This window comes from Massilia niastensis DSM 21313, assembly GCF_000382345.1.
Lineage (GTDB): Bacteria > Pseudomonadota > Gammaproteobacteria > Burkholderiales > Burkholderiaceae_D > Telluria > Telluria niastensis.
Genome location: NZ_KB908141.1, coordinates 1 through 21779, shown reverse-complemented (window position 1 = coordinate 21779; position 21779 = coordinate 1). Strand labels below are relative to the sequence as shown.

Below are 21779 nucleotides of genomic sequence, written 5' to 3'. Positions count from 1 at the left end.
TTATTGCTCCCCTAGTGATGTTGGTGTTCTACACTGGGAAACAAAATTGGGACGGCTGGCTATTTTTTCAAGATGCGCAACGCGCGGTCGGGCGCCAAATCAGGCGCGCAGCACGCGCCAGGTCGCGAAGCCCGCCGCGCACAGCAGGAGCGAACCGAACAGGTGCAGCGCCGTGTGCGCCAGCGCCCAGCCGACCTGGCCGCGCTGCAGCAGGACCACCGACTCGCCCGCGAAACTGGAGAAGGTCGTCAGGCCGCCGAGGAAGCCGGTGATGATGAACAGTCGCCATTCCGGCGACAGGTTCGGATGGCTGGCGAAGAAGGCCAGCGCCAGCCCGACCAGGTAGCCGCCGACCAGGTTGGCCGCCAGCGTGCCGGCCTGCACATGGGCATGCAGCCTGGACAGCCAGATGGCCAGCCCCCAGCGCAGCCAGGCGCCGATGGCGGCGCCTGCGCCCACCGCCAACCAGCTCAAGGGCTGGCCCACCTGGCCTTGGCGGAATCGTCGCTCAGGCGGGCGTCGACCCAGCGCGCGCCCTCCGGCGTCTGTTCCTTCTTCCAGAACGGAGCGTCGGTCTTCAGGTAATCCATGATGAATTCGCAGGCGGCGAAGGCGTCGCCCCGGTGCGCGGCGCTGGCGGCCACGAGCACGATCTGGTCCATCGGCTTGAGCGGGCCGACGCGGTGGATGACGACCGTGCCGTACAGCGGCCAGCGCGCGCAGGCCTGGGCGGCGATGTCCTCGAGCGACTTCTCGGTCATGCCGGGATAGTGCTCGAGTTCCATCTCGGACACCTTGGCGCCGTCGTTCAGGTCGCGCACCGTGCCGATGAAGCTGACCACCGCCCCGACGCGCGCATCGCCCTCGCGCAGGCGCGCGACTTCGCGGCCGAGGTCGAAATCGCCGGTCTGGACCCGCACCTCGTTCATTTGCCGTCCTTCGCGTGGCGCATCAGGAGATGCTCGAGACGGGTCTCGGTGCGCGCGTCGGCCAGCGCCGGCAGCGCCAGCAGCTCGCGCAACTCGTCCGCATGCCCGCCCGGCCGGTGGCCCGACTTGAGCGAGCTCTGCAGCACTTCGACCTGCAGCTTGAGCCGGTCGCGGGCGAATTCCGGACCGCTGTCGATGCCGGCCGCGATTTCCAGGCGCAGCAGGCCGCGCAGCAGGCGCTCGCGGTTGGCTTCGAGCTGGCGCAGGTGGCCGGCGCGGTCGCCCTCGAGCGCGCCCAGGGCGGCGTCGAAGCGCGCGTGCAGCACGGCGTCGTAGGCGCCGTCGATCGGCAGCAGCGCATCCCAGCGCTGGCGCCAGTCGGAAGCATGCGTATGCGCCTCGTTGACCAGCGCCTGCTCGAGCGCCTGGATCAGGCGCAGCTTGTCGCGCACGGCCCCGGCCATCGCCACCCCGGCGGCGCGGCGCGCGACGTCGGCATGGTGCTGCACCGCCGCGACGGCGGCGTGGTAGCGCTTGTCGACGCGCGCCTCGTGCGCCCGCGGCACCGGACCGATCGATTGCCACTCGGCCGCCGCTTCGCGCAGCAGCTTGCCGGCGGTCGCCGGGGTCGCCTCGAGGGCGGCGGCTTCCAGGCGCGCACACAGCGCTTCCTTGGCCACTTCGTGGGCCTTGCGCTCGGCGTCGGCCGCGTGCGCGTGTTCCTTGCGCGCCGCGAACAGGGTGTCGCAGGCGGCGCGGAAGCGCTGCCACAGCGCCTGCTCGGCCTTGCGCTCGAGCGGCAGCGCGCGCGCATGCTCCTGCCAGCGGTGCTGCAGCTCGCGCAGCATGTCGACCGCATGGCGGTCGTGCGGGTCGAGCCGCTGCACTTCCTCGATCAGCTGTTCGCGCACTCCCATCTCGACCTGGCGCTGCGATTCGAGCGGACGCTGGAGCGTGGTCAGGGCATCGGAGAACAGCTGGTCGAGACGCTTCTTTTCCTTGCGGTCGACCGCGCCCAGGTGGCTCCAGGCCAGCCGCAGGCGCTGCACCGTGCCCGACACGTGCTTCCAGTCGGCCTCGCCGGACTGCAGGCGCGCGATCTCGGCCTGCGCTTCCTCGACCAGGGCCTGGCCGCGCGCCGCGTTGGCGTGGCGCTCGTCGGCCAGCTGGCGGAAATGGGCGGCCGCCGGCGCATAGGCGGCCGTGCAGGCGGCGTCGAAGCGCTCCCACAGGCTGCGCGGCGCCGCGCCCGACAGGCTGTCGAGCGCCTTCCAGCGGTCGCGCATGCTGCCGACCTTCTTGGCCAGCTCGCTCATCGACAGGTTCTGGGTCGGCAGGGCCTCGACGGTCTTGATCAGTTCTTCGCGCGAGACATTGCCGCCCCAGCGCGCCCAGTCCGACAGACGCTTGAGCTCGGCACGCAGGTGGGCCAGGCGGTCGGCCTGGGCCTGGTTCAGGCGCATGCCCTTGTCCTTGCTGTCCTTCAGCGACTTGTCGAGCTCGGCGGCGCTGCCGAGCGAGCCCTGCTGCAGGGCGGCTTCGAGCGCATCCATGTTGTCGAGGAATTGCTGGTCGACGCCCCGCCCCCCGGGTTTCGCAACAACCCTGGCGGACGGCTCGGCGGCGTGATTCGGCGCCGGCGCGGGTTTCGGCTTGCGCACTTCCTGCGGCAGGCTGGCCAGCAGTTCGTCGAAGCGGCGCGCCAGCTCGGCGCCGGCCGGGTTCGACGGCAGCGGCCCCATCCGCTGCCAGTCCTTGCGCAGCTGCTCGGCCTTCAGCTCGGCCGGCGGCGTGGCCTGCCATTGCAGCAGCGCGGCGTCGCGCGCGGCCAGCGCGGCCTGGTCCTGCTCGATGGTGGCCAGGCTGGCGGTCAGGCGCGCGTGCTCGGTGGCGAACTCGGCCACCAGGGCGCGCGGCAGCGACGCATGTTCGCGTGCGACCAGGGCCGCTTCCTGCTCGCGCTGCAGGCCCGCCAGGCGCTCGCCCAGGGCGGCCGCGTCCAGGCCCAGCGTATCGAGCTGGCGCAGCGCGGCCAGGCGGTCGATCATGGCGCGCTGCAACTGCACCTGGGCTTCCAGGCGGCGGCCCAGCTCGGCCCGTACGCCCCCGAACTGCTCGTCGAGCTCGGGCGCCTTGAGGATCGCCCATTTGCGGTCGAGTTCGGCGACATGGTTCGGGGTCAGCAGTTCGTCGGCCATCAGGCTACGGGCCTGGGCCAGCGCTTCCTGGCCACGGCGCAACTCGGATTCCTGGTGGCGGATCGCGTCCAGCCGGCCCTGCATCAGCTTGGCCACGCGGCGGTCGGTGTTGCGCATCGCCGTGTGGATGCGCTCGAGCTGCTCGCGGCTGTGGACCATCTCGGCCGCGGCCAGGCGCAGTTCGGAAAAATCGGATTGGAGGATGAACTCGGCGGCGGCGGCTTCGTCACCGTTCAATTGCTTGAGCTGTTCGGCTTGCCGCTCGCGCGGAGTCGGCGCGCCAGGCGCTCCGCCCGACGCCGCCGGCTGCCCCGGCGAAGCCGCCTGCCCGCCCGGCTTCTCGCCGCCGGCGCCCGGCTTGTCTCCGCCCTGCCGCTTGAATAGGAATTCGAACATGATGGAATCGCACTTCCAAAACCCCCATCATAGCAAAGAACCATGGTATCGATTGCCTCATCCCCATATGATGATCTCGAAAAACCTGCCGCGCGTTGCATTGTCGGCCTGCGATGCCCGCCGTACTCCCGTACAGCTGCGCTTCTCGGCCGACACTGCTGCCGCCGCTACGGTTTTTCGAGGCCCCCATATGCTCAACATCATTGGGCGAGAGGGAGAAACAGGCTTTGCTTCTCAGCATATTCGGCCCGGCCCGCAGCGGGGCCGGGCGCCGGTCCGGCCGGGGCATGGGCGCGGTTTTCATGCTGATGGGCGTCGTGGGCCAGCATCTGGTTGGCGATCGCAAACCAGGCTTCGCCGGGAATCAGGGTGCGCGCCAGCGGGAACAGTTCGCGCTCCTCGCGGTCCAGGCGTTCGAGCAGCAGTTCGCAGCAGCGTGCGAGCGCCGCCAGGCAGGCGGCATTGCCGTTCGCCGCATGGGCCTGGACACTGGCGCGCGCCGCGGCGGCCTTGCGGCTGATGGCCTCGAGCTGGAGCAGCAAGCCATCGGCGGCGCCGCCGGCGCGGCGCAGCGCCGGCAGCACGAACTTGTCGAGCTTGCGCCAGTGGCAGCTTTCATAGGCGCGGCGCAGCCCTTCGCAGGCCTGCTCGAACTGGTGCGGCCCGTGGGCCTCGCCCCACCAGGCGCCCGGGCGCCAGTGGTCGAGCAGGCCCTGCACTTCAACCCGCGCCCGGGCCTGCTCGACCGACAGGGCGACCAGCGTATACGTCGATGTCAACATGGTGTCTCCTCTCAGAATGGCTCCGCCAGCATGGCCGCACGCGGCCCGGTTCCGGTGGCTGGGGATGCCTTGTAAGGGATGGCCGGCGCTTGTTGTCATGTTGTTGGCCGGAAGGAACTCGTAGTGTAGTGAGACCGTTGGACACGGATTTGAGATGCGTCAATGCCCGCCGGGTAAGCTCAGGCGTGCCTCGGGATTGTTTCCTCATGCCGCGACCGCCTCGCCGCCGGCGCGGGCCAGCAGCTCGCCCAGCTGGACGCCGAATCCGGCCGGGACGGCCTGGACCAGCTCGGCCCGGGGACAGGCATGCCAGCGGGCGCAGCGCAGCACCGCCGCCGCGACATCGGCTGCCAGCCGGGCGCTCAGGCGGACGCCCGGCTCCAGCGCCACGTTGCGCAATTCGAACAGCCCCGCCTTGCGGTGGGCCTTGGCGTCGATGCGGCCGACCAGCGCGCCGCGCCGCAGGATCGGCAGGGTGAAATAGCCGTAGCGGCGCTTGGGCGCCGGCGTATAGCATTCGAGGCGGTAGTCGAAGCCGAACAGGTCGAGCGCGCGGCGCCGGTCCCACACCACCGGGTCGAAGGGCGAGAGCAAGGTGCTCAGGCTGGGCGCGAGGCTGCCCGCCGCCGCCTGGCGCGCCAGCTCGTGGTGGTCGGGATGGATGTACACCGGTTCGCGCCAGCCCTCGACCCGGGCGCGCAGCAGCAGGCCCTCCCCGGCCAGGCGCGCCGGGTCCGGGTGCGGGCGCCGGGTGCGGTGGTAATCGGGAATCCAGGACGCCTTCGCCAGCCCGAGCGCGCGCACGCTGCGCAGGACGAATTCGTCCCTGACCTGCTCGTGCGGCGGCAGGCGGCTGTCGTCCCAGCCCGGATGGACGCGCTCGGCCAGGTCGTAGACCCGGTGGAAGTTGTGGCGCCGCGCGATCATCAGGGCGCCCGAGGTGAACAGCACTTCGAGCGAGCGCTTCTCGGGCTTCCATTCCCACCAGCCGCCGGCCTTGCCGTCGCTGCGCTCGAAGTCGGCGGCGCGCACCGGCCCGCTGGCGCGGATGTGCTCGAGCAGGCGCGCGACCTCGGCCGCGCGTTCCCGCATCCAGCGCGCGGAGTATTTCCAGCCCATTGCCTCGGGGTCGAGCATCCGGTGGCGGTACAGGCCGTAATCCTCGATCGGCAGGAAGCAGGCTTCGTGCGCCCAGTATTCGAACAGCCGGCCCTCGGCCAGCAATTCGTCCAGCCAGCCCGGCGCGTAGTCGCCCAGCCGGCTCCACAGCACCAGGTAGGGACTGCGCGCCACCACGCTGATGGTGTCAATTTGCAACATCTCCATGCGCCGGATCGCGGCCAGCACATCGGCCTTGGTGGCGCGCCGGCGCCGCGGGACCAGCAGGTCCTGGGCCGCCAGGTGCAGGGCGCGCGCGGCGCCGATCGACAGGTCGAGTTCACTCATGCCGATATTGTAATGACGTTTAATTATCTTTTCCTTAAAAGATCCGCGGCGCATTTCCTTGGGGATGGGGAGCGCCTGCGTTATAGTGGGCGCCGAACCGACTTCCCGAACCATCCATGCGGCTGCTGCACACTTCCGACTGGCACCTCGGCCAGACCCTGCACAATTTCGACAGGACCTACGAACACCAGTGCTTCCTCGACTGGCTGGTGGACACGCTCGCCGGCGAGCGCATCGACGTGCTGCTGGTCGCCGGGGATGTATTCGACAACGCCAATCCGTCGGCGGCCGCGCACCGCCAGCTGTACCGCTTCCTGCAGCGCGCCAGGGCGCGGGTTCCCCACCTGCAGGTGATCGTCATCGCCGGCAACCACGATTCGCCGGGCCGTCTCGAAGCGCCGACCCCCTTGCTGGAAGCGCATGGCACGACCGTGGTCGGCAACGTCCTGCGCCGCGCCAACGGGGAAGTCGATCTCGAGCGCCTGGTCGTGCCGCTGCGCGACCGCGACGGCGTGGTGCGCGCCTGGTGCCTGGCGGTTCCCTTCCTGCGTCCGGGCGACGTGCCGCGCGGCGCCGCCGCGGCAGCCGACGCGGCAGCCGACGCCGACGCCGAAGCGGACAAGCAAGCGCTCGATCCCTACCTGCACGGCACCACCCTGCTCTACCGCCAGGCCTATGCGCTGGCGCGCCAGCGCTGCGGCGCGGACCAGGCCATCGTCGCCATGGGCCACTGCCACATGGTCGACGGCCAGTCCTCGCACGACTCCGAGCGCCGCATCGTGATCGGCGGCGCCGAGGCGCTGCCGGCCACCATGTTCGATCCGGGCATCGCCTACGCCGCCCTCGGCCACCTGCACCTGGCCCAGCGCGTCGGCCGGCAGGAACACGTGCGCTACTGCGGCAGCCCGCTGCCGCTCTCGTTCTCCGAAGTCGGCTACCAGCACCAGGTGCTGTGCATCGAGCTCGAAGGAAGCCAGGCGGCCTCGGTGACGCCGCTGCCGGTGCCGCGCGCGGTCCAGCTGCTGCGCGTGCCGGCCGTCCCGGCGCCGCTCGAGGAAGCCCTGGCGGCGCTGGGCGCCCTCGAGTTCGAGGACGACCTGCCGCCGCAGGCCTGGCCCTACCTCGAGGTGCGGGTGCTGCTGGACGGCCCCGAGCCGGGCCTGCGCGCGCGCGTCGAGGCGGCGCTGGAAGGCAAGCCGGTGCGCCTGGCCAAGATCGAGCCGACCCGCAAGCTCAGCCCCGTCAGCGACGCCGCCGACGCCCTGACCCTGGACCAGCTGGCCCAGCTCCAGCCGGACGACATCTTCCGCCGCCTGTGGCAGCAGCGCTTCGGCGCCGAGGCCCCGTCCGACCAGCTGGCCGCGTTCGCCGAACTGGCGAACGCCCTGGACGGGGGCGCAGCATGAGGATCCTGCGCATCAGCGGCAAGAACCTGGCTTCGCTGGCGGGCGAATTCAAGGTCGATTTCGAGAGCGAGCCGCTGGCTTCCAGCGGCCTGTTCGCGATCAGCGGTCCGACCGGCGCGGGAAAAAGCACCCTGCTCGACGCCCTGTGCCTGGCGCTGTACGACGCCACCCCGCGCCTGCTCAAGCGCGCCGGCAGCCAGCTGCCCGACGTCGGCGGCGACACCGTCTCGGCGCTCGACCCGCGCACCCTGCTGCGGCGCGGCACCGCCGAAGCCTGGTCCGAGGTCGATTTCGTCGGCAGCGACGAAGGCCGCTACCGCGCGCGCTGGAGCGTGCGGCGCGCCTACGGCAAGCCGGGCGGCGCCCTGCAGCCCTCGAAGATGACCCTGCACCGGCTGCCGGGACTCGATCCGCTGGGCGGCACCAAGACCGAGGTGGCGGCCGAGATCGTGCAGCGCATCGGGCTCTCGTTCGAACAGTTCACCCGCGCCGTGCTGCTGGCGCAGAACGAATTCTCGGCCTTCCTGAAGACCGACGAGAACGAGCGCGGCGAGCTGCTCGAAACCCTGACCGGCACCACGGTCTACAGCGAGATCTCGCGCCGCGCCTTCGAGCGCTACAAGCTCGAACAGGAGCGCACCCGGACCCTGGGCGCGCAGCTGGCGAACCAGGCCCCGCTGGCGCAGGAAGCGCGCGCCGCGCTCGACGCCGAACGGACCAACGCCGAACTGGCGCTACAGGCGCTGGAAGCGCGCCAGGCGGTGCTGGAACAGGAACTGCGCTGGCACCAGGAATCCGACAAGCTGCAGCGCGGCGAAGCCCAGGCCCGGGAAGCGCTGGCGGCCGCGGTCGGCGCGCGTGACGAGGCGGCCGGACGCCGCCAGCGCCTGGCCACCCTCGACGCGGTGCAGGCGGCGCGGCCGCTGGTGGCCGACATCGGCCGCCTGGAAGGCGAACGGCGCCTGGGCCTGTCCCAGGCGGCGAAGGCCGAGGCGGAACTGGCGGCGGCGCTCGAGGCGCGGCGCCTGACCACGACCGAGGTCGATGCGGCCCTGGCGCGCGTCGATACGGCCGAGGAAGCCCTGCGCGTGGCGGCCCCCCGGCTCGACCAGGCCAAGGCCCTCGACGCCGCGCTCGGCACGCTGGCCCCGGCCCACACCCAGGCCGCCGCGACCCTGGAAGCGGCGCGCCTCGAAGCACGCGCGGTGCGCGCCACCCAACAGGGCAAGGCGGCCGAACTGGAACGCGCGCGCCAGGCGCGCGACGGCGCGGCCGGCTGGCTGGCGGATCACGCGCGCCTCGCACCGATGGCCACCCAGTGGCAGCGCTGGGAGCGTCAACTGGTCCAGGCCGAACAGGCCGCAGGCGCGCAGGCGGCCGGCGCGAACACGCTCGAGAACACCCGGCGCGCCGCAGGCCAGGCAAGGCAACGCGAAGCCGACGCACTGGCTGCGCTGGCGCAGGCGGCCGGACAGGTGAGCGCGGCGGACAGCGCGCGCCAGGCCGCCATGGCGGCGCTGGAAGGCTTCGACACCCAGGCCATGGCCACCGAGCGCCAGGCGCTGGAACAGCGCCGCGAACGGATGATCCAGGCGCAGCAGACCTGGACCGAGCTGGTCGCCGCGCGCGAGTCGCTCGGCACGCTGGCGCGCGAGCTCGATCATGCCGACACGGCGCGCGCCGCGGCCGAGCGCACGCTGACGGAGGCGCGCGCCGCCGCGCCCGCGCTGGAAGCGGCGATGGCGCAGTCCGAACGCTCGCTGGCGGCGGCCGAACTGGCCTGCGCGGCCAGCGTGGAACAGCTGCGCGCAAGCTTGACGAACGAAGCGCCCTGCCCGGTGTGCGGCGGCCTCGATCATCCCTACCGCGACCAGGACAGCCAGCTGCACGCCATGCTGGCCGGCCTGCGCAGCGAGGTCGAACGCTGCCGCGCGGCGGCGCGCGCCAGCCAGTCGCTGCAGGCCACGCAGGAAGCCGCGCTGGGCGCGGCGCGCGCCCGGCTGGCGGCGCTGGAGCAGCAGCGCGGCACGCTCGCCGCGCGCGCCGACACCTTGAAGGCTCACTGGGACGCCGACCCGTTCGCGGATGAAGCGCCCGAGGAAGCGCAGCGCACCGACTGGTTCTACGACCAGCGCGGCGCGCTGCGCGAGGCGGTCGAGGGGCTGGCGCGGCGCGAACAGGCCTGGCGCCAGGCCGCCGGCGCGCGCGACGCCGCCCAGGCTGCGCTCGACCGCGCCCAGGCCGTGCGCGCACGGCAGCAGCAGGCCGCCGACGCCGAGCGCGAAGCCAGCGCCCGCCTGCAGGCCGAGCTGCAGGCCCAGGCGCAGCGCCAGGACACGCTCGTGTCCCAGCTGGCCGGGCTGCTGGCCGAACTCGACCTGGCCCTGGCCGACGCCTGCGGCGACGGCTGGCAGGCCGCCTGGCGGCGCGATCCGTCCGGCTGGCGCCAAGCGCGCGCCCTCGATGCCGCGCAATGGCAGGACCAGACCGCGCTGCTGGCGCGCAGCACGGCTGCCGCCGCCACCCTGGAAGCCGAAGTCGCCGGACTGGCGGAGCGGATCGCCCAGATCGACCGCGCCGGCGCCCAGACGGCGGCCGAGTTCGGGCGCATCGACGCAGAGCTGGCCCGGATGCGCGGCGAACGCGCCGCCCTGTGGCAGGGCCGCGCCGCGCGCGAGGTCGAGCAGGAACTGGGCGCGGCCCTGGCCGGCGCGCGCAGCCAGCTGGCGGCGCGCCAGGCGGCGGCAGGCGAAGCCGCCCAGCTGGAAGCGCGCACCCGCGCCGCCCTCGCCCAGCTGTCGGAACGGATCGCCGACCTCGACGCCGCCGGCTCGGCCGCGGCGAACGCGCTCGCCGACTGGCTCGAGGCTTACCGCCGCACCCAGGAAGAACTGGAGCTGGACCCGGTGCTGGACGCCGCCGAGCTGGCCCAGCTCCTGAACGTCGGCGCCACCTGGCTGACGCAGGAGCGCAGCCTGCTCACCGGCCTCGATGCGCAGGTCGCCAGCGCCACCGCCGTGCTGGCCGAGCGGCGCGCCCAGCGCGAGCTGCACCTGGGCAGCGCGCCGGCCGGCGGCCAGCCGTTCGAAGAGGTCAAGGCGGCCTGCGAGGCGGTCGCCGCCGAACGCCGCAGCGCGCACGACCACGCCACCACGCTGCGCATGCAGGTGACGCAGGACGAGGCCCGCCGCGAACAGGCCAAGGCCGCGCTGGCCGCGATCGAACGCCAGCAGGAAATCGAACAGCGCTGGGGCAGGCTGTCCGAGCTGATCGGCTCCAGCGACGGCAAGAAATTCCGCAACTACGCCCAGCAGTTCACGCTCGACGTACTGCTCGGCTATGCGAACTCGCACCTGGCCCAGCTGGCGCGGCGCTACCGCCTGGAGCGGGTGCTGCACCCGAGCGCGCCGTCGCTGGCGCTGATGGTGCGCGACCAGGACATGGGCGGCGAGGTGCGCTCGGTGAATTCCCTGTCGGGCGGCGAATCCTTCCTGGTGTCGCTGGCGCTGGCGCTCGGCCTGGCCTCGCTGTCGTCGAACCGGGTGCGGGTCGAGTCGCTGTTCATCGACGAGGGTTTCGGCAGCCTCGACACCGCCACCCTGGGCGTGGCCATGGATGCGCTCGACGCGCTGCAGTCGCTCGGCCGCAAGGTGGGCGTGATCTCGCACGTGCAGGAGATGACGGAACGGATCGCCACCAAGGTGCTGGTGCGCCCTGCCGGCGGCGGCAGCAGCGCCGTGCTGGTCGAGTAGGCGGCGCGGGAGCGGTGTAAAATGCCGCTCTTTTCCTCCTCGAGCATCCAATCATGAAGCCCGCCCGTATCCTGACCTTCAAGTGCGCCAAGTGCGCCAAGCCGGTCAAAGTCTTCCTCCAGAAAGTTTCCGCCTGCTCGCACATCCAGCCCTACCAGGGCATCTGCGACTGCGGCGAGGTGAAGCGCCACGCGACCGGCAGCCCGGACGCGGTCAAGTCCTACCTCGAATCGACCGACGGCAACTGGCACCACCACCACTGATGACCACGACGCGCATCGAGTGGATCGAGGGCGGCGCCGCGCGCGCCGCGCAGTGGCGCTCCGAGAGCGGCTGGCCGGCCCCGAAAAAGGTCGTGGTGGCCGACGACACCATGAGCGCCGACGCGGCCTACCGGCTGGCGCTGGACGGCACCGCCCTGCTCTGGCGCGGCGACTTCCAGAATGCGCGCCAGCTGCTGCAGGCCCTGGTGCGCCGCATCGAGCACAAGAGCCCGCGCGCGCGCCGCGGGAAAACGTCGGGCGCGCCGGCAGCGCCGGCCGACGCCTTCCACCGCCACCGGCTGCAGCAGCTGCAGCGCGCGCGCACGCTCGCCATGCTCCTGATCCCGTTCGAGGCCGACCACGGCATCCCGCTGCGGCGCGCGCCGGACGCGCGCCTGGCCTGCCTGGAAGCCTACGGCGTCGTGAACGAGCCGTACGTGGCGTCGCTGCGCGAACTGCTGGGCGTGATCGGCGCCCACGAGTGGCGCCGCAAGGGCGTCGAGATCCCGGCGCTGGATGAGCGCATCCATCCCTGGTACGGCGTGTTCTCGCCGGTGCGCGGCGAATACGTCGAGCTGGTGGCGCAGGCGCCGCTGCCTCCCGCCGCGAAGCGCGCCTTCGACATCGGCGCCGGCACCGGGGTGCTGTCGGCGGTGCTGGCGCGGCGCGGGCTGCACGTGACCGCGACCGACATGGATGCGCGCGCCCTCGGCTGCGCGCGCGAGAACATCTCGCGCCTTGGCCTGGCGTCCCAGGTCGACGTGATCCAGGCCGACCTGTTCCCCGAGGGCCGCGCGCCGCTGGTGGTGTGCAATCCGCCCTGGCTGCCCGGCAAGCCCAGCTCGGCCATCGAATACGCGATCTACGACCCGGACAGCCGCATGCTCAGGGGTTTCCTGGGCGGCCTGGCGGAACACCTGGAAGTCGGCGGCGAAGGCTGGCTGATCCTGTCCGACTTCGCCGAGCACCTCGGCCTGCGCACGCGCGAACAGCTGCTCGGCTGGATCGCCGGCGCCGGCCTGGAAGTGGTGGCGCGGCACGATACGCGTCCGGTCCATCCGCGCGCTTCCGATCCCGACGATCCTCTGCACGCGGCGCGCTCGAAGGAATCGACCTCGCTGTGGCGCTTGCGCGCCGCCGGATGACAGGCGGGCCGCCTGCCTTCATCGCCTGCGTCCCCGGCAGCGTAGCCGGGGACATGCGGCCGAGCGTCACGCGGTGGTGTCGACGAAGGATCCCGGCCTGGCCTTCCCGGGGGCTTTCTCCAGCGCCTCCTTGATCATGTCCGCGATCTTCTCGCGGATGGCCTTCTGCTCTTCGGGGGGCTTCTTTTCCAGTTCGTCCTTGGTCAGGCCCAGCTTCTCCAGCATGCTTTCCTGCATGCGCTCGGCGGGCGTCATCTTGACATAGCGCTCCAGTTCCTCGGCCGGGGTGGCGTTCAGATCGGGGCCCTCGCGCAACTTCTTCGTGTTCTGAGTGCCGATGACGCTTTCGGTCAGCCTGCCTTGGACGAGATTCATCTCCATCGCATTTCCTCCACTATTGTCAATCCAGTATTGCATTGCAGAGGGGCAATGTAAATACAGCGCAAACGGCGAAAACAAGCAGGAATGCCGCGCTGTTCAGGGGATTGCGCAGCGCCATTGCCAGCCCCGCACAGACGCATTTGCATGATCGGCCAGGAAGCGCTATACTAGCTGTCTCAGACGCGGGGTGGAGCAGTCTGGCAGCTCGTCGGGCTCATAACCCGAAGGTCACAGGTTCAAATCCTGTCCCCGCAACCAAATACCATAACGAAGCCCGACTCTTGGAGCCGGGCTTTTGTTTTCTGCGGCAACAAAGGCAGATGAGAGACAAGAAAGACAACGCAACGTTCGATTTGCCTGGCTTCGAGCCCGCTGAACCGCTCGTTCCCGCTGTCGAGCCGAAACGCATCGGTTCTCGTCCACGCCGCGCTTCCCTCAAGCAGGAGCAGCTTCACCTGCTCGAAGAAACCGACACCACCGGCCTGCCCGTCTGGCGCCGCGACGACAATCTCGACCTGACCGGCCTGCCGGTCTGGGCGCCCGACACCCAACGCCAGGCCTGACGCGGCCCGGCTACTTCAGCTGGAGCTTCGCATGCAATCCCATCCCTTCACCGACCTGCCGCTGGCGGCGCGCTTTCTCGCGAACCTCGCCACGCTCGGCTACCACCAGATGACGCCGATCCAGGCCGAAAGCCTGCCGGCCGTGCTGGAGGGACGCGACCTGATCGCCCAGGCCAAGACCGGCAGCGGCAAGACCGCCGCCTTCGGCATCGGCATCCTGCACAGGCTCAATCCGGCCTGGTTCGCGGTCCAGGGCCTGGTGCTGTGCCCGACGCGCGAGCTGGCCGACCAGGTCGCCAACGAACTGCGGCGCCTGGCGCGCGGCGTCGGCAACGTCAAGATCCTGACCCTGACCGGCGGCGTGTCGATGCGGCCGCAGATCGCCTCGCTCGAGCATGGCGCCCACATCGTGGTCGGCACGCCGGGCCGCATCCGCGACCACCTGGGACGCGCCACCCTCGACCTGTCGAAGGTCCAGACCCTGGTGCTGGACGAGGCCGACCGCATGACCGACATGGGCTTCTACGACGAGATCGCCGGCATCGTCAGCGCCACCCCGCGCCAGCGCCAGACCCTGCTGTTCTCGGCCACCTACCCGGACGACATCCGCTTCGCCACCGCCGGCTTCCTGCGCGATCCGCTCGAGATCGCCGTCGAGAGCCGCCATGACGCCACCCGGATCGACCAGCGCTTCTACGAGATCGGCTTCGAAGGCCGCGATGAAGCCGTGGCGCGCCTGCTCAAGCACTACAGCCCGGTGTCCGCCCTCGCCTTCTGCAATACCAAGGCGCGCTGCCGCGAACTGGCCGACGAACTGCGCGCCCAGGGCTTCTCGGCCCTGGCCCTGTACGGCGAGCTGGAACAGCAGGAACGCGACGAGATCCTGGTGCTGTTCGCGAACCGCAGCTGCTCGGTGCTGGTGGCGACCGACGTGGCCGCGCGCGGCCTCGACATCGCCGACCTCGACACGGTCATCAACGTCGACGTGTCGAAGGACCCGGAAGTGCACGTGCACCGCATCGGCCGCACCGGCCGCGCGGGCGGCGCCGGCATGGCGCATACCCTGTGCGCGCCGAACGAAAAGAAATGGGTGCGCCTGATCGAGGAATACCAGGACGCGCCCGCCACCTGGGACGAGCTGGAGGCGCTCGGCGAACACCCCGAGGCCGGGGCGCCGGCGCCGATGATGACCCTGAGCATTGCCGGCGGCAAGAAGCACAAGCTGCGCCCGGGCGACCTGCTCGGCGCCCTGACCGGCGACGCCGGGCTGACGAAGGAACAGGTCGGCAAGATCAATGTCTTCGAATTCAACAGCTATGTCGCCCTCGACCGGCGCGTGGCGCGCCAGGCGGTGGAACGCCTGAGCGCGGGCGATGCGCCCGCGCCGGACTTCGGCGCGATCAAGGGCCGCTACTTCAAGATGCGCTTCATCGAGGTGTAAGGCGCTGTTCGCGAACAGGGCCCAATTGTAAGGCTCTGTTCGCGTTGGCTGTGGAATCGGCCAACTGCTTACTGCTGAGTTCGCCGCAGGGCGGCGCGCAGCAGGAGCGCCGGCGTCGACAGGACACCGGCGTCGAGCACCCGTTGCCAGCCCGAATAATGGATCAGGTAGCGGCTGGCAACGCCGCGAAAGCGCACCAGCCAGTTCTTGAAGCGGCCGTGCCAGCCATTCACATTTTGCAAATGAATCGTGCCGCGCGCCCGGATCCCGGCACGCACGTCGATGCTGGCGTGCGCGATGCGCGCGTCGCGGGCGAACGCGACATAGGCCTTGGCGCCATCGCTGATCAGGAGCACATCGGGCGCCAGCACCGGCCGCAGGCAGGCATCGAGCTCGGCCTTTCCGGGGGTGCCCCTGCCGGTGACGAAATCGAGCGTCTGCCGGGTCCGGTCGTGCGCCACCAGCAGGCAATCGAGGTCGCGCGAGATGCCGCGGCGGCGCGCCCGTCCGCCACGCCGTCGCGCCGGGCGGGTCAGGTGGCGCGACCCCTTTTGCGACTCCAGCAGGTAGGTCTCGTCCGCTTCCACGATCCCGGTCAGCTGCTCGGCCCGGTCGCGCCGGATGCCGGACAGGAAGCGGTGACGCCAGCGAAAGCTGGTGCTGGGGTGGACGCTCACCTTGCGCGCCGCCTTGCGCACGGACGTGGATTCCAGCAGGCATTCCAGGTAGGGCAGCCATTTGCCGCGCTGGCGCAGGCGCGCCAGGGGCGTGCCGGTCAGCGCGTTATAGCTGCGCCGGCAGCGGGTGCAGCGGAAGCGCCGCAGGCCGTTCGCCTGGCCGTAGCGGTGCGAGCGCGGGCAGCCGCAATGCGGGCACGCGGGAGGGCGGGCCTGCTCGATCAGGTCGAGGCAGGGCCGGTCGAGGCCGTCGAGCCAGCTGCGCAGTTGCGTCTGCTGTTCGGTGGACGGGGCTAGCTGTTGCAACGCATCCAGTGCCTCGTCGACGTTCCGTCCCGCGGCATCGGCTTCGCCAGGCCGGCGCCGTGCCGGTATATGCCCGCCCATCGCTCGCTCCCCGCTGAGTTACCTCGACAACGGGTTGGACAGCGACTAGCCGGATGAGTTTCCAGACTCAACGCGAACACAGCCCAAATGTAAGCAAGTTGTAACAGTCGCGCACGTTTGACTCAACAACACCGCCACCCGGGCAATTCTGGCATTATTGGCAACAAACAACACTATCCGGACGGGGAGCCGGGCACGCTGGTGTGCCACCGTCCGGCACCATGCCATGATGACGAGTACACTCAGCGCGCCACAGCAGCAGACCGATGGACGCACCGTCCGCGAGATCGTCGAGCACAACCAGGAACTGGTCAACGAGGCCTGGTGCCGCCGCATTATCCGGCAACTGCTGCAATCGCTGGAGCTGCAGTACGCGATGCAGATGCCGCACCGCCCGATCACGCCCGACACCGTGCTGGTGCTCGACTCGGGCGATCCCCTGCTGCTGCCCACTCCCGCCACCCAGCCCGGCGACACCGAAGCCCAGGACATGCACGACCTGGCGGCCGTCATCCACTATGCGATCACGCGCGAAGCGCCGCCCGCCATGCCGCTGCGCGGGCGGGTGCCCGGCGACTACAGCGCTTCCTTCGTGAACGCGATCGATCGCTGCCTGTCGCCCAATCCCGAATCCGAACAGCGCCCCCGCACCATCGAACAGCTGCGCGACCTGCTCGGCATCGTCGTGCTCGGCCCGGCCGTGCCGGGTCCGGCGCCGGCCCCAAGCGCACCCCCGGTCGCCCCGCCCTCGTGGGTCGAAGAGCCGCGCGCCGCGCAGCATGCCGGCGCCCAGCCGGCCCGCCTGCAGCGCTGGCTGATGCTGGTCGCCGCCGCCACCGTCCTGCTGGGCGGACTGGGGGCGCTGGCCGCCCTGCTGCACCAGGCCGACACACGCGATGCGCTGACCCTGGCCCTGCCGGAAGAAAAGCCCGCGGAGGCGGAGGCGGACGCACCGCCGCCGATGGCGACGCTGCCGCCGGCCCCCGCAGCGGACGCCGCACCTGTCGCCGCCGCGACGGCGCCGGCAGCGGTGGCTCCCACTGCGGTCACGCCGCCGCCACAGGCGGCGCCGGCCGCGGCCACGGCGATCACCGTGTCGCCCACCGCCCCGCAGGCGGGTGCGAAAGCGGCGGCCGGCGCCGGCGCCACCTATAAACTGCTCATCAAGCCCTGGGGAACGATCGTGGTGGACGGCGTCGACCGCGGCGCCAGCCCGCCCCTGAAGCGCCTGAACCTTCCGCCGGGCGCACACACCATCCGCATCCTCAACCCCAGCTTCCCCGAACACACCGTGACGGTGCAGTCGGTCAAGGGCGAGACGTCGGTGATCGAGCTTGATTTTACCGAGGAGGAAGCCGAGTGAAGTCCAGCCACCTGAAGCAATCCGCGCTGTGCATGCTGCTGGTCCTGGCCCTGTCGGGCTGCGCCCAGCTGGAGAAGGCGATCGATGGCCGGCCTTCCGGCCGCTCGCAGGCGCGCACCGAAGACAAGCCGCGTCCCCGCGCCGAGCGCGCCGAGAAGGCCGAACGCAGCAGCCGCGCCGAGCGCCAGGCGCCCGACCGCGACGACATCGCCCTGCGCGAAGGCATCAACCTGTACAACGAGGGCGAGTTCAACGCCGCCATCAAGCGCCTGAATTCGAACGACATGAACCGCGCCTCGCTGCGCAACCGCCTGGCCGCCCTCAAGTACACCGCCTTCAGCTACTGCGTCACCGGACGCCAGGCCCAGTGCCGCTCGAGCTTCGATCGCGCCCTGCGGCTCGATCCGGGCTTCGACCTCGGCCCCGGCGAACACGGCCACCCGCTATGGGGGCCGGTGTTCGCCAAGGCCAAGCAGTCGGCAGCGCGCTGAGGTGCCGGGACAGGTTCCTATACTTTGATGCTGGCCTGGAAGCTCGGCGGACGCCGGCGCAGGCTGGCCTGCTCGTAGGCATAGGCCATGCCGATCAGGGCTTCCTCGCTCCAGGCGCCGCCGACGAAGGACAGGCCGACCGGCAGGCCGTGCGTGTAACCGGCCGGCACCGTCACGTGGGGATAGCCGGCCACCGCCGCCGGCGACGAGAAGCTGCCGCCGTAATGGTCGCCGTTGACGTAGTCGGTCAGCCAGGCCGGCCCGCCGGTGGGCGCGACCAGCGCATCGAGCCTGTGCTCGCGCAGCACCAGCTCGAGCCCCTCGTCGCGCGCATAGCGCAGGTTGTTCGCCAGCGCCTCCCTGTATTCGCGCGCGTCCAGGCCGGGCTTTGCCTGGGCCGCGAGCAGGTGCTCCTGGCCGAAGTAAGGCATCTCCCGCTTCGCATTTTTTTCGTTGAAGGCGATGATGTCGGCCATGCTCTTGACCGGCGCGTGCGGCGCATAGGCCGCCAGCCAGGCTTCCAGGTCGGGGCGGAATTCGTGCAGCAGCACTTCCAGCTCGCTGTCGTCGTACTTGTCGGTATTCGGCACCTTGACGTCGACCAGCAGCGCGCCCTGCGCCTTCAGCACCGCCAGTTCCTTCTCGATCAGCGCGTCGACCGCGTCGTGGCTGCCGAAGAAGTTGCGCGCCACGCCGATGCGCTTGTCCCGCAGCCCATCCTTGCGCAGCGCCGCCGCGTAATCCCTGGGGCGCCCGGCCGCATCCCTGGTCGCGGCATCGAGCGGGTCGTCGCCGGCCAGCGCCGCCAGCAGCAGCGCCGCATCGGCCACGCTGCGCGTCATCGGCCCGGCCGTGTCCTGCGAGTGGGCGATCGGGATGATGCCGCTGCGGCTGACCAGCCCGAGCGTGGGCTTGATGCCGACGATGCCGCAGGAGGAGGACGGCGAGACGATCGAGCCGTCGGTCTCGGTGCCGACCGCCAGGGTCGCCAGGCTGGCCGCGATCGCCGCGCCCGAGCCGGAGCTGGAGCCGCTGGTGTTGCGGTCGAGCGCATACGGGTTGCGGGTCTGGCCGCCGCGTCCGCTCCAGCCGCTGCTCGAGCGGGTCGAACGCATGTTGGCCCATTCCGACAGGTTGGTCTTGCCGAGGATGACAGCGCCGGCCGCGCGCAGCTGGGCCGTGACATGCGCATCCTTGCTTGCGCGCACGCCGTCCAGGGCCAGCGAGCCGGCGCTGGTACTCATCCGGTCAGCGGTGGCGATATTGTCCTTGAGCAGTACCGGAATGCCGTGCAGGGGTCCGCGCAGCTTGCCGGCCGCCCGCTCGCGGTCGAGTTCGGCGGCAATCTTGAGGGCGTCGGGATTTGTCTCGATCACGGAATTGATGCGCGGACCGGCCTGGTCGATCGCCTTGATGCGCTCCAGGTAGCGCGTGACCAGGGCGACCGCGCTGAGCTTGCCGGTGCGCATGGCTTCCTGCTGTTCCTGCACGCCGGCGTCCAGGATGTTCCGGACGATGATGCCGGCCCCGCCCGGCGCACCGGCGGCACTGGCCGGGCTCGCCACACCGGCGGCGGCGCCGGCCATGACACCAAGTCGTACGAAATCCCTGCGGTCCATGCCTGCTCCTTTTTTGTCTTTGAAGCAATAGCATAGCAGTGCGGAAAGCATGGGCGAAAAAAAACGCTGCCCGCAGGCAGCGCTTTTTCGGAAAGTTGTCGCTTAGTTGCGGACGACTTTCTTGTACTCGTTGGTGCGGGTGTCGATTTCGATCGTGTCGTCCTGGCTCACGAACAGCGGCACCATGACGATGTGCTGGTGGGCTTCGATCGCGTTCTCGATCTTGGCTTCCTTCAGGACGTTGCCCGAAGTGTTGCCCTTGACGGCCGGCTCCGAGTACACGACCTGGCGTGCGATGGTGGTCGGCAGTTCGACCGAGATGGCCTTGCCGTCGTAGAACACGGCTTCGCATTCCATACCGTCTTTCAGGTAGTGCAGCGCGTCGCCCAGGTTCTCTTCTTCGATTTCGTACTGGTTGTACTCTTCGTCCATGAAGACGTACAGCGGGTCGGCGAAGTACGAGTAGGTGACCGGCTTCTTGTCCAGCACGACGACGTCGAACTTGTCATCGCCGCGGAACACGTTTTCCAGCGGAGCGTTGGTCAGCAGGTTCTTCATCTTCCACTTGTAGGTGAAGCCGGTGCGGCTCGAACCGTTGACGTCGGAACGCAGAACGATGAACGGCTTCTCATCAACCATAATGATGTTGCCAACACGAATTTCTTTTGCGGGTTTCATAGTGATTTTACGTAAAAAAGTAGTTGCATTAAATCATCGGTGGCCGGAGTGGCGAATGCCGTAAAGCCTACGTTTGATGCTCGGGGGATTCGCAGCGGGAATCCGTAACAGACTAACCGGGCATTATACTTGATTTTCCGGGGTCTGCCCCAGCGAACGAACGAAATCGAGCAGGTTCGTCGCCAAATCGCCATGCGCCAGCACTTCCTGGATCCAGCTCGCGGCGCGGGCTTCGACCAGGGGCAACTCGGCGTGCAGCGCCTGCCAGGCCCGGGACCAGCCTTCCGGTTCGCTCGCACCGTTCCAGCCCAGCGACAATGCGCACAGGGCGGGCAGCTCCGACGCGTAACGCGCCAGGAAGGCGCGCAATTTCTTGTGGTGCAGGTTTTCGTCCTGCGGATAGATGTGCCAGATAAAGGGCCGGCCCGCCCACTGTGCGCGCACCCAGGAATCCTCGCCGCGCACGAAGTTCACGTCGCAGGCCCACAACAGCAGGTCGTAGTCGGGCTGGGACACGAAGGGCAGCACCCGCACCGTCAGCGCGCCGCGGCTGGCATGCGCGCCCGGCAAGGGCTCGGCGCCCAGGAAGTCCCGGACCGCATCGCGCGCGACACCCTCGGGCACCAGGCAGGCCACCTGCTCGCCGCCCTCGGCCCAGGCCTGGAACAGCTCGGCGACCGGGGCATGCGGGTAGCAGAACAGCGATACCTTGCGCGCCGCCAGCTCGGCCTCGCCCAGGCCAAAGCGCCCGAGGAAGGCGCGCACTGCCGCCTTGTCGTGCTGGAAGACCTGGCGGCGCGCCTCCAGCCCGGTCTCGCACAGCAGGCCGCCGGTGCGCTCGTTAAAGCCCGGGAAGAAGAAATGCTTGGTCAGCTTCAGGCGCGGATGCATCGACGGCAGGCGGTGGCAGCCCTCGACCCAGTCTTCGGCGGTCAAGCCTTCGTAGTTCAGCCATGCCGGACGCGGCGTGCGCGCCGCCATCGCCTCGATGTAGCCGGGAGGAATGTCGCAACCGAAGAATTCGATGACGATATCGGCCACCTCGCCGGGCGCGAACACGCCGTCCTGGCCGCGCCAGTGCAGCACGCGCACGCCCTGCACTTCCTGCACTTGCGCCGCGACATCGACTTCCGGACAGATGCGGCGGAAGCTGGCCAGGTCGTCCACCCACAAGCTGACCGCCACGCCGTGCTCGTGCGCGAGCTGGCGCGACAGGCGCCAGCAGATGCCGATGTCGCCATAGTTGTCGACGACCTTGCAGAAGATCGCCAGCGTGGACGCGGTGGAAGGAGTCAGGGACATGTGTTCCTTGGTGCGGGCGCGCGGCCCCGGATCGGGAAGGGCCGCCATTTTACCCGATCGGAAAAAGAAAAACCGGAGCACCACGCGCGTGGCTGCTCCGGTTTCCTGTATGGCGTCCCCACGGGGATTCGAACCCCGGTACTCACCGTGAAAGGGTGATGTCCTAGGCCTCTAGACGATGGGGACCTAAAACTGTACTGCTACTAATCTACACCTAAAATAGAAAAACCGGAGCACCTCTCCGCGCAAGCGCGTTGGTCTACTCCGGCTTCAACTGGCGTCCCCACGGGGATTCGAACCCCGGTACTCACCGTGAAAGGGTGATGTCCTAGGCCTCTAGACGATGGGGACCTAAAACTGCCTTGCTACCGAACTACCTGCCATCGAGCGTAACCACCGCTGCCGACGACCTTGCCAAATTCTTGGCGTCCCCACGGGGATTCGAACCCCGGTACTCACCGTGAAAGGGTGATGTCCTAGGCCTCTAGACGATGGGGACCCTGGACTGCCAAAACGTTATCTTCTACGTGGTGGAGGTAAGCGGGATCGAACCGCTGACC

The 21779-nt window shown here is 69.8% G+C and carries 18 protein-coding genes and 4 tRNA genes; 9 read left to right on the top strand and 13 right to left on the bottom strand.

From position 1 onward, the window contains the following. Positions 1 to 99: 99 nt before the first annotated feature. The 5 genes from crcB to H162_RS0125625 form a co-directional block, all read right to left on the bottom strand. Positions 100 to 474 carry a fluoride efflux transporter CrcB gene (gene crcB, locus H162_RS0125645; RefSeq protein WP_026355093.1) on the bottom strand — a complete coding sequence of 125 codons (375 nt, stop codon included), beginning with the start codon at positions 472 to 474 and terminating at the stop codon, positions 100 to 102. Continuing rightward, a complete protein-coding gene (gene moaE, locus H162_RS0125640) occupies positions 471 to 929 on the bottom strand; it encodes a molybdopterin synthase catalytic subunit MoaE (protein WP_020656343.1) in 459 nt (152 codons plus the stop codon). The genes crcB and moaE overlap by 4 nt, the downstream gene beginning before the upstream one ends. Next, positions 926 to 3523, bottom strand: a complete 2598-nt coding sequence (locus H162_RS0125635) for a DUF349 domain-containing protein (protein WP_026355092.1) — start codon at positions 3521 to 3523, stop codon at positions 926 to 928. Before H162_RS0125635 ends, moaE begins: the two co-directional genes overlap by 4 nt. A 200-nt stretch (positions 3524 to 3723) precedes the next feature. Beyond that, on the bottom strand, positions 3724 to 4305 hold the full coding sequence (locus H162_RS0125630) for a hypothetical protein (protein ID WP_020656342.1): 582 nt from the start codon (positions 4303 to 4305) through the stop codon (positions 3724 to 3726). A 204-nt stretch (positions 4306 to 4509) separates the two neighbouring features. Then, positions 4510 to 5751 (bottom strand): winged helix-turn-helix domain-containing protein, encoded by a 1242-nt coding sequence (locus tag H162_RS0125625; protein ID WP_020656341.1) that lies wholly within the window; start codon positions 5749 to 5751, stop codon positions 4510 to 4512. Positions 5752 to 5867: 116 nt separating this feature from the next. On the opposite strand from H162_RS0125625, the gene H162_RS0125620 reads away from it, so the two are divergent. Genes H162_RS0125620 through H162_RS0125605 form a run of 4 tightly spaced genes read left to right on the top strand, consistent with a single transcriptional unit; the run spans position 5868 to position 12317 of the window. Further along, entirely contained in the window at positions 5868 to 7157 is a 1290-nt protein-coding gene (locus H162_RS0125620) for an exonuclease SbcCD subunit D C-terminal domain-containing protein (RefSeq protein ID WP_020656340.1), read from the top strand. Continuing rightward, on the top strand, positions 7154 to 10909 hold the full coding sequence (locus H162_RS0125615; protein WP_020656339.1) for an AAA family ATPase: 3756 nt from the start codon (positions 7154 to 7156) through the stop codon (positions 10907 to 10909). The genes H162_RS0125620 and H162_RS0125615 overlap by 4 nt, the downstream gene beginning before the upstream one ends. A gap of 53 nt (positions 10910 to 10962) precedes the next feature. Next, complete coding sequence (locus H162_RS0125610) at positions 10963 to 11172, top strand: hypothetical protein (RefSeq protein ID WP_020656338.1); 210 nt, start codon at positions 10963 to 10965, stop codon at positions 11170 to 11172. Continuing rightward, positions 11172 to 12317 (top strand): methyltransferase, encoded by a 1146-nt coding sequence (locus tag H162_RS0125605; RefSeq protein WP_020656337.1) that lies wholly within the window; start codon positions 11172 to 11174, stop codon positions 12315 to 12317. Before H162_RS0125610 ends, H162_RS0125605 begins: the two co-directional genes overlap by 1 nt. A 66-nt stretch (positions 12318 to 12383) precedes the next feature. On the opposite strand, the gene H162_RS31950 is transcribed toward H162_RS0125605, so the two are convergent. Next, positions 12384 to 12692 carry a hypothetical protein gene (locus tag H162_RS31950; protein ID WP_156885802.1) on the bottom strand — a complete coding sequence of 103 codons (309 nt, stop codon included), beginning with the start codon at positions 12690 to 12692 and terminating at the stop codon, positions 12384 to 12386. 187 nt (positions 12693 to 12879) lie between these two features. Between H162_RS31950 and H162_RS0125595 the strand changes: the two genes are divergently transcribed. The 3 genes from H162_RS0125595 to dbpA all read left to right on the top strand — a co-directional run bounded on the left by H162_RS0125595 (position 12880) and on the right by dbpA (position 14702). Beyond that, positions 12880 to 12956 (top strand) — tRNA-Met (locus H162_RS0125595). Between the two features lie 62 nt (positions 12957 to 13018). Next, positions 13019 to 13261, top strand: coding sequence for a hypothetical protein (locus H162_RS34455; protein WP_040788231.1), 243 nt, complete (start codon positions 13019 to 13021; stop codon positions 13259 to 13261). Between the two features lie 31 nt (positions 13262 to 13292). Next, complete coding sequence (gene dbpA / locus H162_RS0125585) at positions 13293 to 14702, top strand: ATP-dependent RNA helicase DbpA (protein ID WP_020656335.1); 1410 nt, start codon at positions 13293 to 13295, stop codon at positions 14700 to 14702. 68 nt (positions 14703 to 14770) lie between these two features. Here dbpA and H162_RS0125580 read toward each other — a convergent pair whose 3' ends face one another. Further along, the gene (locus tag H162_RS0125580; protein WP_020656334.1) at positions 14771 to 15685 is read right to left on the bottom strand and encodes an IS1595 family transposase; all 915 of its coding nucleotides are present in this window, start codon (positions 15683 to 15685) and stop codon (positions 14771 to 14773) included. Positions 15686 to 15992: 307 nt separating this feature from the next. Here H162_RS0125580 and H162_RS0125575 point away from each other — a divergent pair, with 307 nt between their 5' ends. Both H162_RS0125575 and H162_RS0125570 read left to right on the top strand, forming a co-directional pair. After that, a complete protein-coding gene (locus H162_RS0125575; protein WP_020656333.1) occupies positions 15993 to 17129 on the top strand; it encodes a serine/threonine-protein kinase in 1137 nt (378 codons plus the stop codon). Further along, positions 17126 to 17620: a TssQ family T6SS-associated lipoprotein gene (locus H162_RS0125570; protein WP_020656332.1), complete on the top strand. Its 495-nt coding sequence runs from the start codon at positions 17126 to 17128 to the stop codon at positions 17618 to 17620. Before H162_RS0125575 ends, H162_RS0125570 begins: the two co-directional genes overlap by 4 nt. 17 nt (positions 17621 to 17637) lie before the next feature. On the opposite strand, the gene H162_RS0125565 is transcribed toward H162_RS0125570, so the two are convergent. The 6 genes from H162_RS0125565 to H162_RS0125540 all read right to left on the bottom strand — a co-directional run bounded on the left by H162_RS0125565 (position 17638) and on the right by H162_RS0125540 (position 21718). Beyond that, on the bottom strand, positions 17638 to 19239 hold the full coding sequence (locus tag H162_RS0125565) for an amidase (RefSeq protein WP_026355089.1): 1602 nt from the start codon (positions 19237 to 19239) through the stop codon (positions 17638 to 17640). Between the two features lie 102 nt (positions 19240 to 19341). Further along, entirely contained in the window at positions 19342 to 19917 is a 576-nt protein-coding gene (locus H162_RS0125560) for an elongation factor P (RefSeq protein WP_026355088.1), read from the bottom strand. Positions 19918 to 20040: 123 nt separating this feature from the next. Further along, on the bottom strand, positions 20041 to 21219 hold the full coding sequence (earP, locus tag H162_RS0125555) for an elongation factor P maturation arginine rhamnosyltransferase EarP (RefSeq protein WP_040788229.1): 1179 nt from the start codon (positions 21217 to 21219) through the stop codon (positions 20041 to 20043). Between the two features lie 110 nt (positions 21220 to 21329). After that, positions 21330 to 21405 (bottom strand) — tRNA-Glu (locus tag H162_RS0125550). Between the two features lie 89 nt (positions 21406 to 21494). Further along, positions 21495 to 21570 (bottom strand) — tRNA-Glu (locus tag H162_RS0125545). Positions 21571 to 21642: 72 nt separating this feature from the next. Continuing rightward, positions 21643 to 21718, bottom strand: a tRNA-Glu gene (locus tag H162_RS0125540). Between the last annotated feature and the right edge of the window lie 61 nt (positions 21719 to 21779).

Coding starts and splice junctions, on each gene's coding strand:
- H162_RS0125610 (WP_020656338.1), top strand. CDS start 10,963: ATGAAGCCCGCCCGTATCCTGACCTTCAAGTGCGCCAAGTGCGCCAAG.
- earP (WP_040788229.1), bottom strand. CDS start 21,219: ATGTCCCTGACTCCTTCCACCGCGTCCACGCTGGCGATCTTCTGCAAG.
- H162_RS31950 (WP_156885802.1), bottom strand. CDS start 12,692: ATGAATCTCGTCCAAGGCAGGCTGACCGAAAGCGTCATCGGCACTCAG.
- H162_RS34455 (WP_040788231.1), top strand. CDS start 13,019: ATGAGAGACAAGAAAGACAACGCAACGTTCGATTTGCCTGGCTTCGAG.
- moaE (WP_020656343.1), bottom strand. CDS start 929: ATGAACGAGGTGCGGGTCCAGACCGGCGATTTCGACCTCGGCCGCGAA.
- H162_RS0125565 (WP_026355089.1), bottom strand. CDS start 19,239: ATGGACCGCAGGGATTTCGTACGACTTGGTGTCATGGCCGGCGCCGCC.
- H162_RS0125575 (WP_020656333.1), top strand. CDS start 15,993: ATGATGACGAGTACACTCAGCGCGCCACAGCAGCAGACCGATGGACGC.
- dbpA (WP_020656335.1), top strand. CDS start 13,293: ATGCAATCCCATCCCTTCACCGACCTGCCGCTGGCGGCGCGCTTTCTC.
- H162_RS0125635 (WP_026355092.1), bottom strand. CDS start 3,523: ATGTTCGAATTCCTATTCAAGCGGCAGGGCGGAGACAAGCCGGGCGCC.
- H162_RS0125630 (WP_020656342.1), bottom strand. CDS start 4,305: ATGTTGACATCGACGTATACGCTGGTCGCCCTGTCGGTCGAGCAGGCC.
- H162_RS0125605 (WP_020656337.1), top strand. CDS start 11,172: ATGACCACGACGCGCATCGAGTGGATCGAGGGCGGCGCCGCGCGCGCC.
- H162_RS0125560 (WP_026355088.1), bottom strand. CDS start 19,917: ATGAAACCCGCAAAAGAAATTCGTGTTGGCAACATCATTATGGTTGAT.
- H162_RS0125625 (WP_020656341.1), bottom strand. CDS start 5,751: ATGAGTGAACTCGACCTGTCGATCGGCGCCGCGCGCGCCCTGCACCTG.
- H162_RS0125615 (WP_020656339.1), top strand. CDS start 7,154: ATGAGGATCCTGCGCATCAGCGGCAAGAACCTGGCTTCGCTGGCGGGC.
- H162_RS0125620 (WP_020656340.1), top strand. CDS start 5,868: ATGCGGCTGCTGCACACTTCCGACTGGCACCTCGGCCAGACCCTGCAC.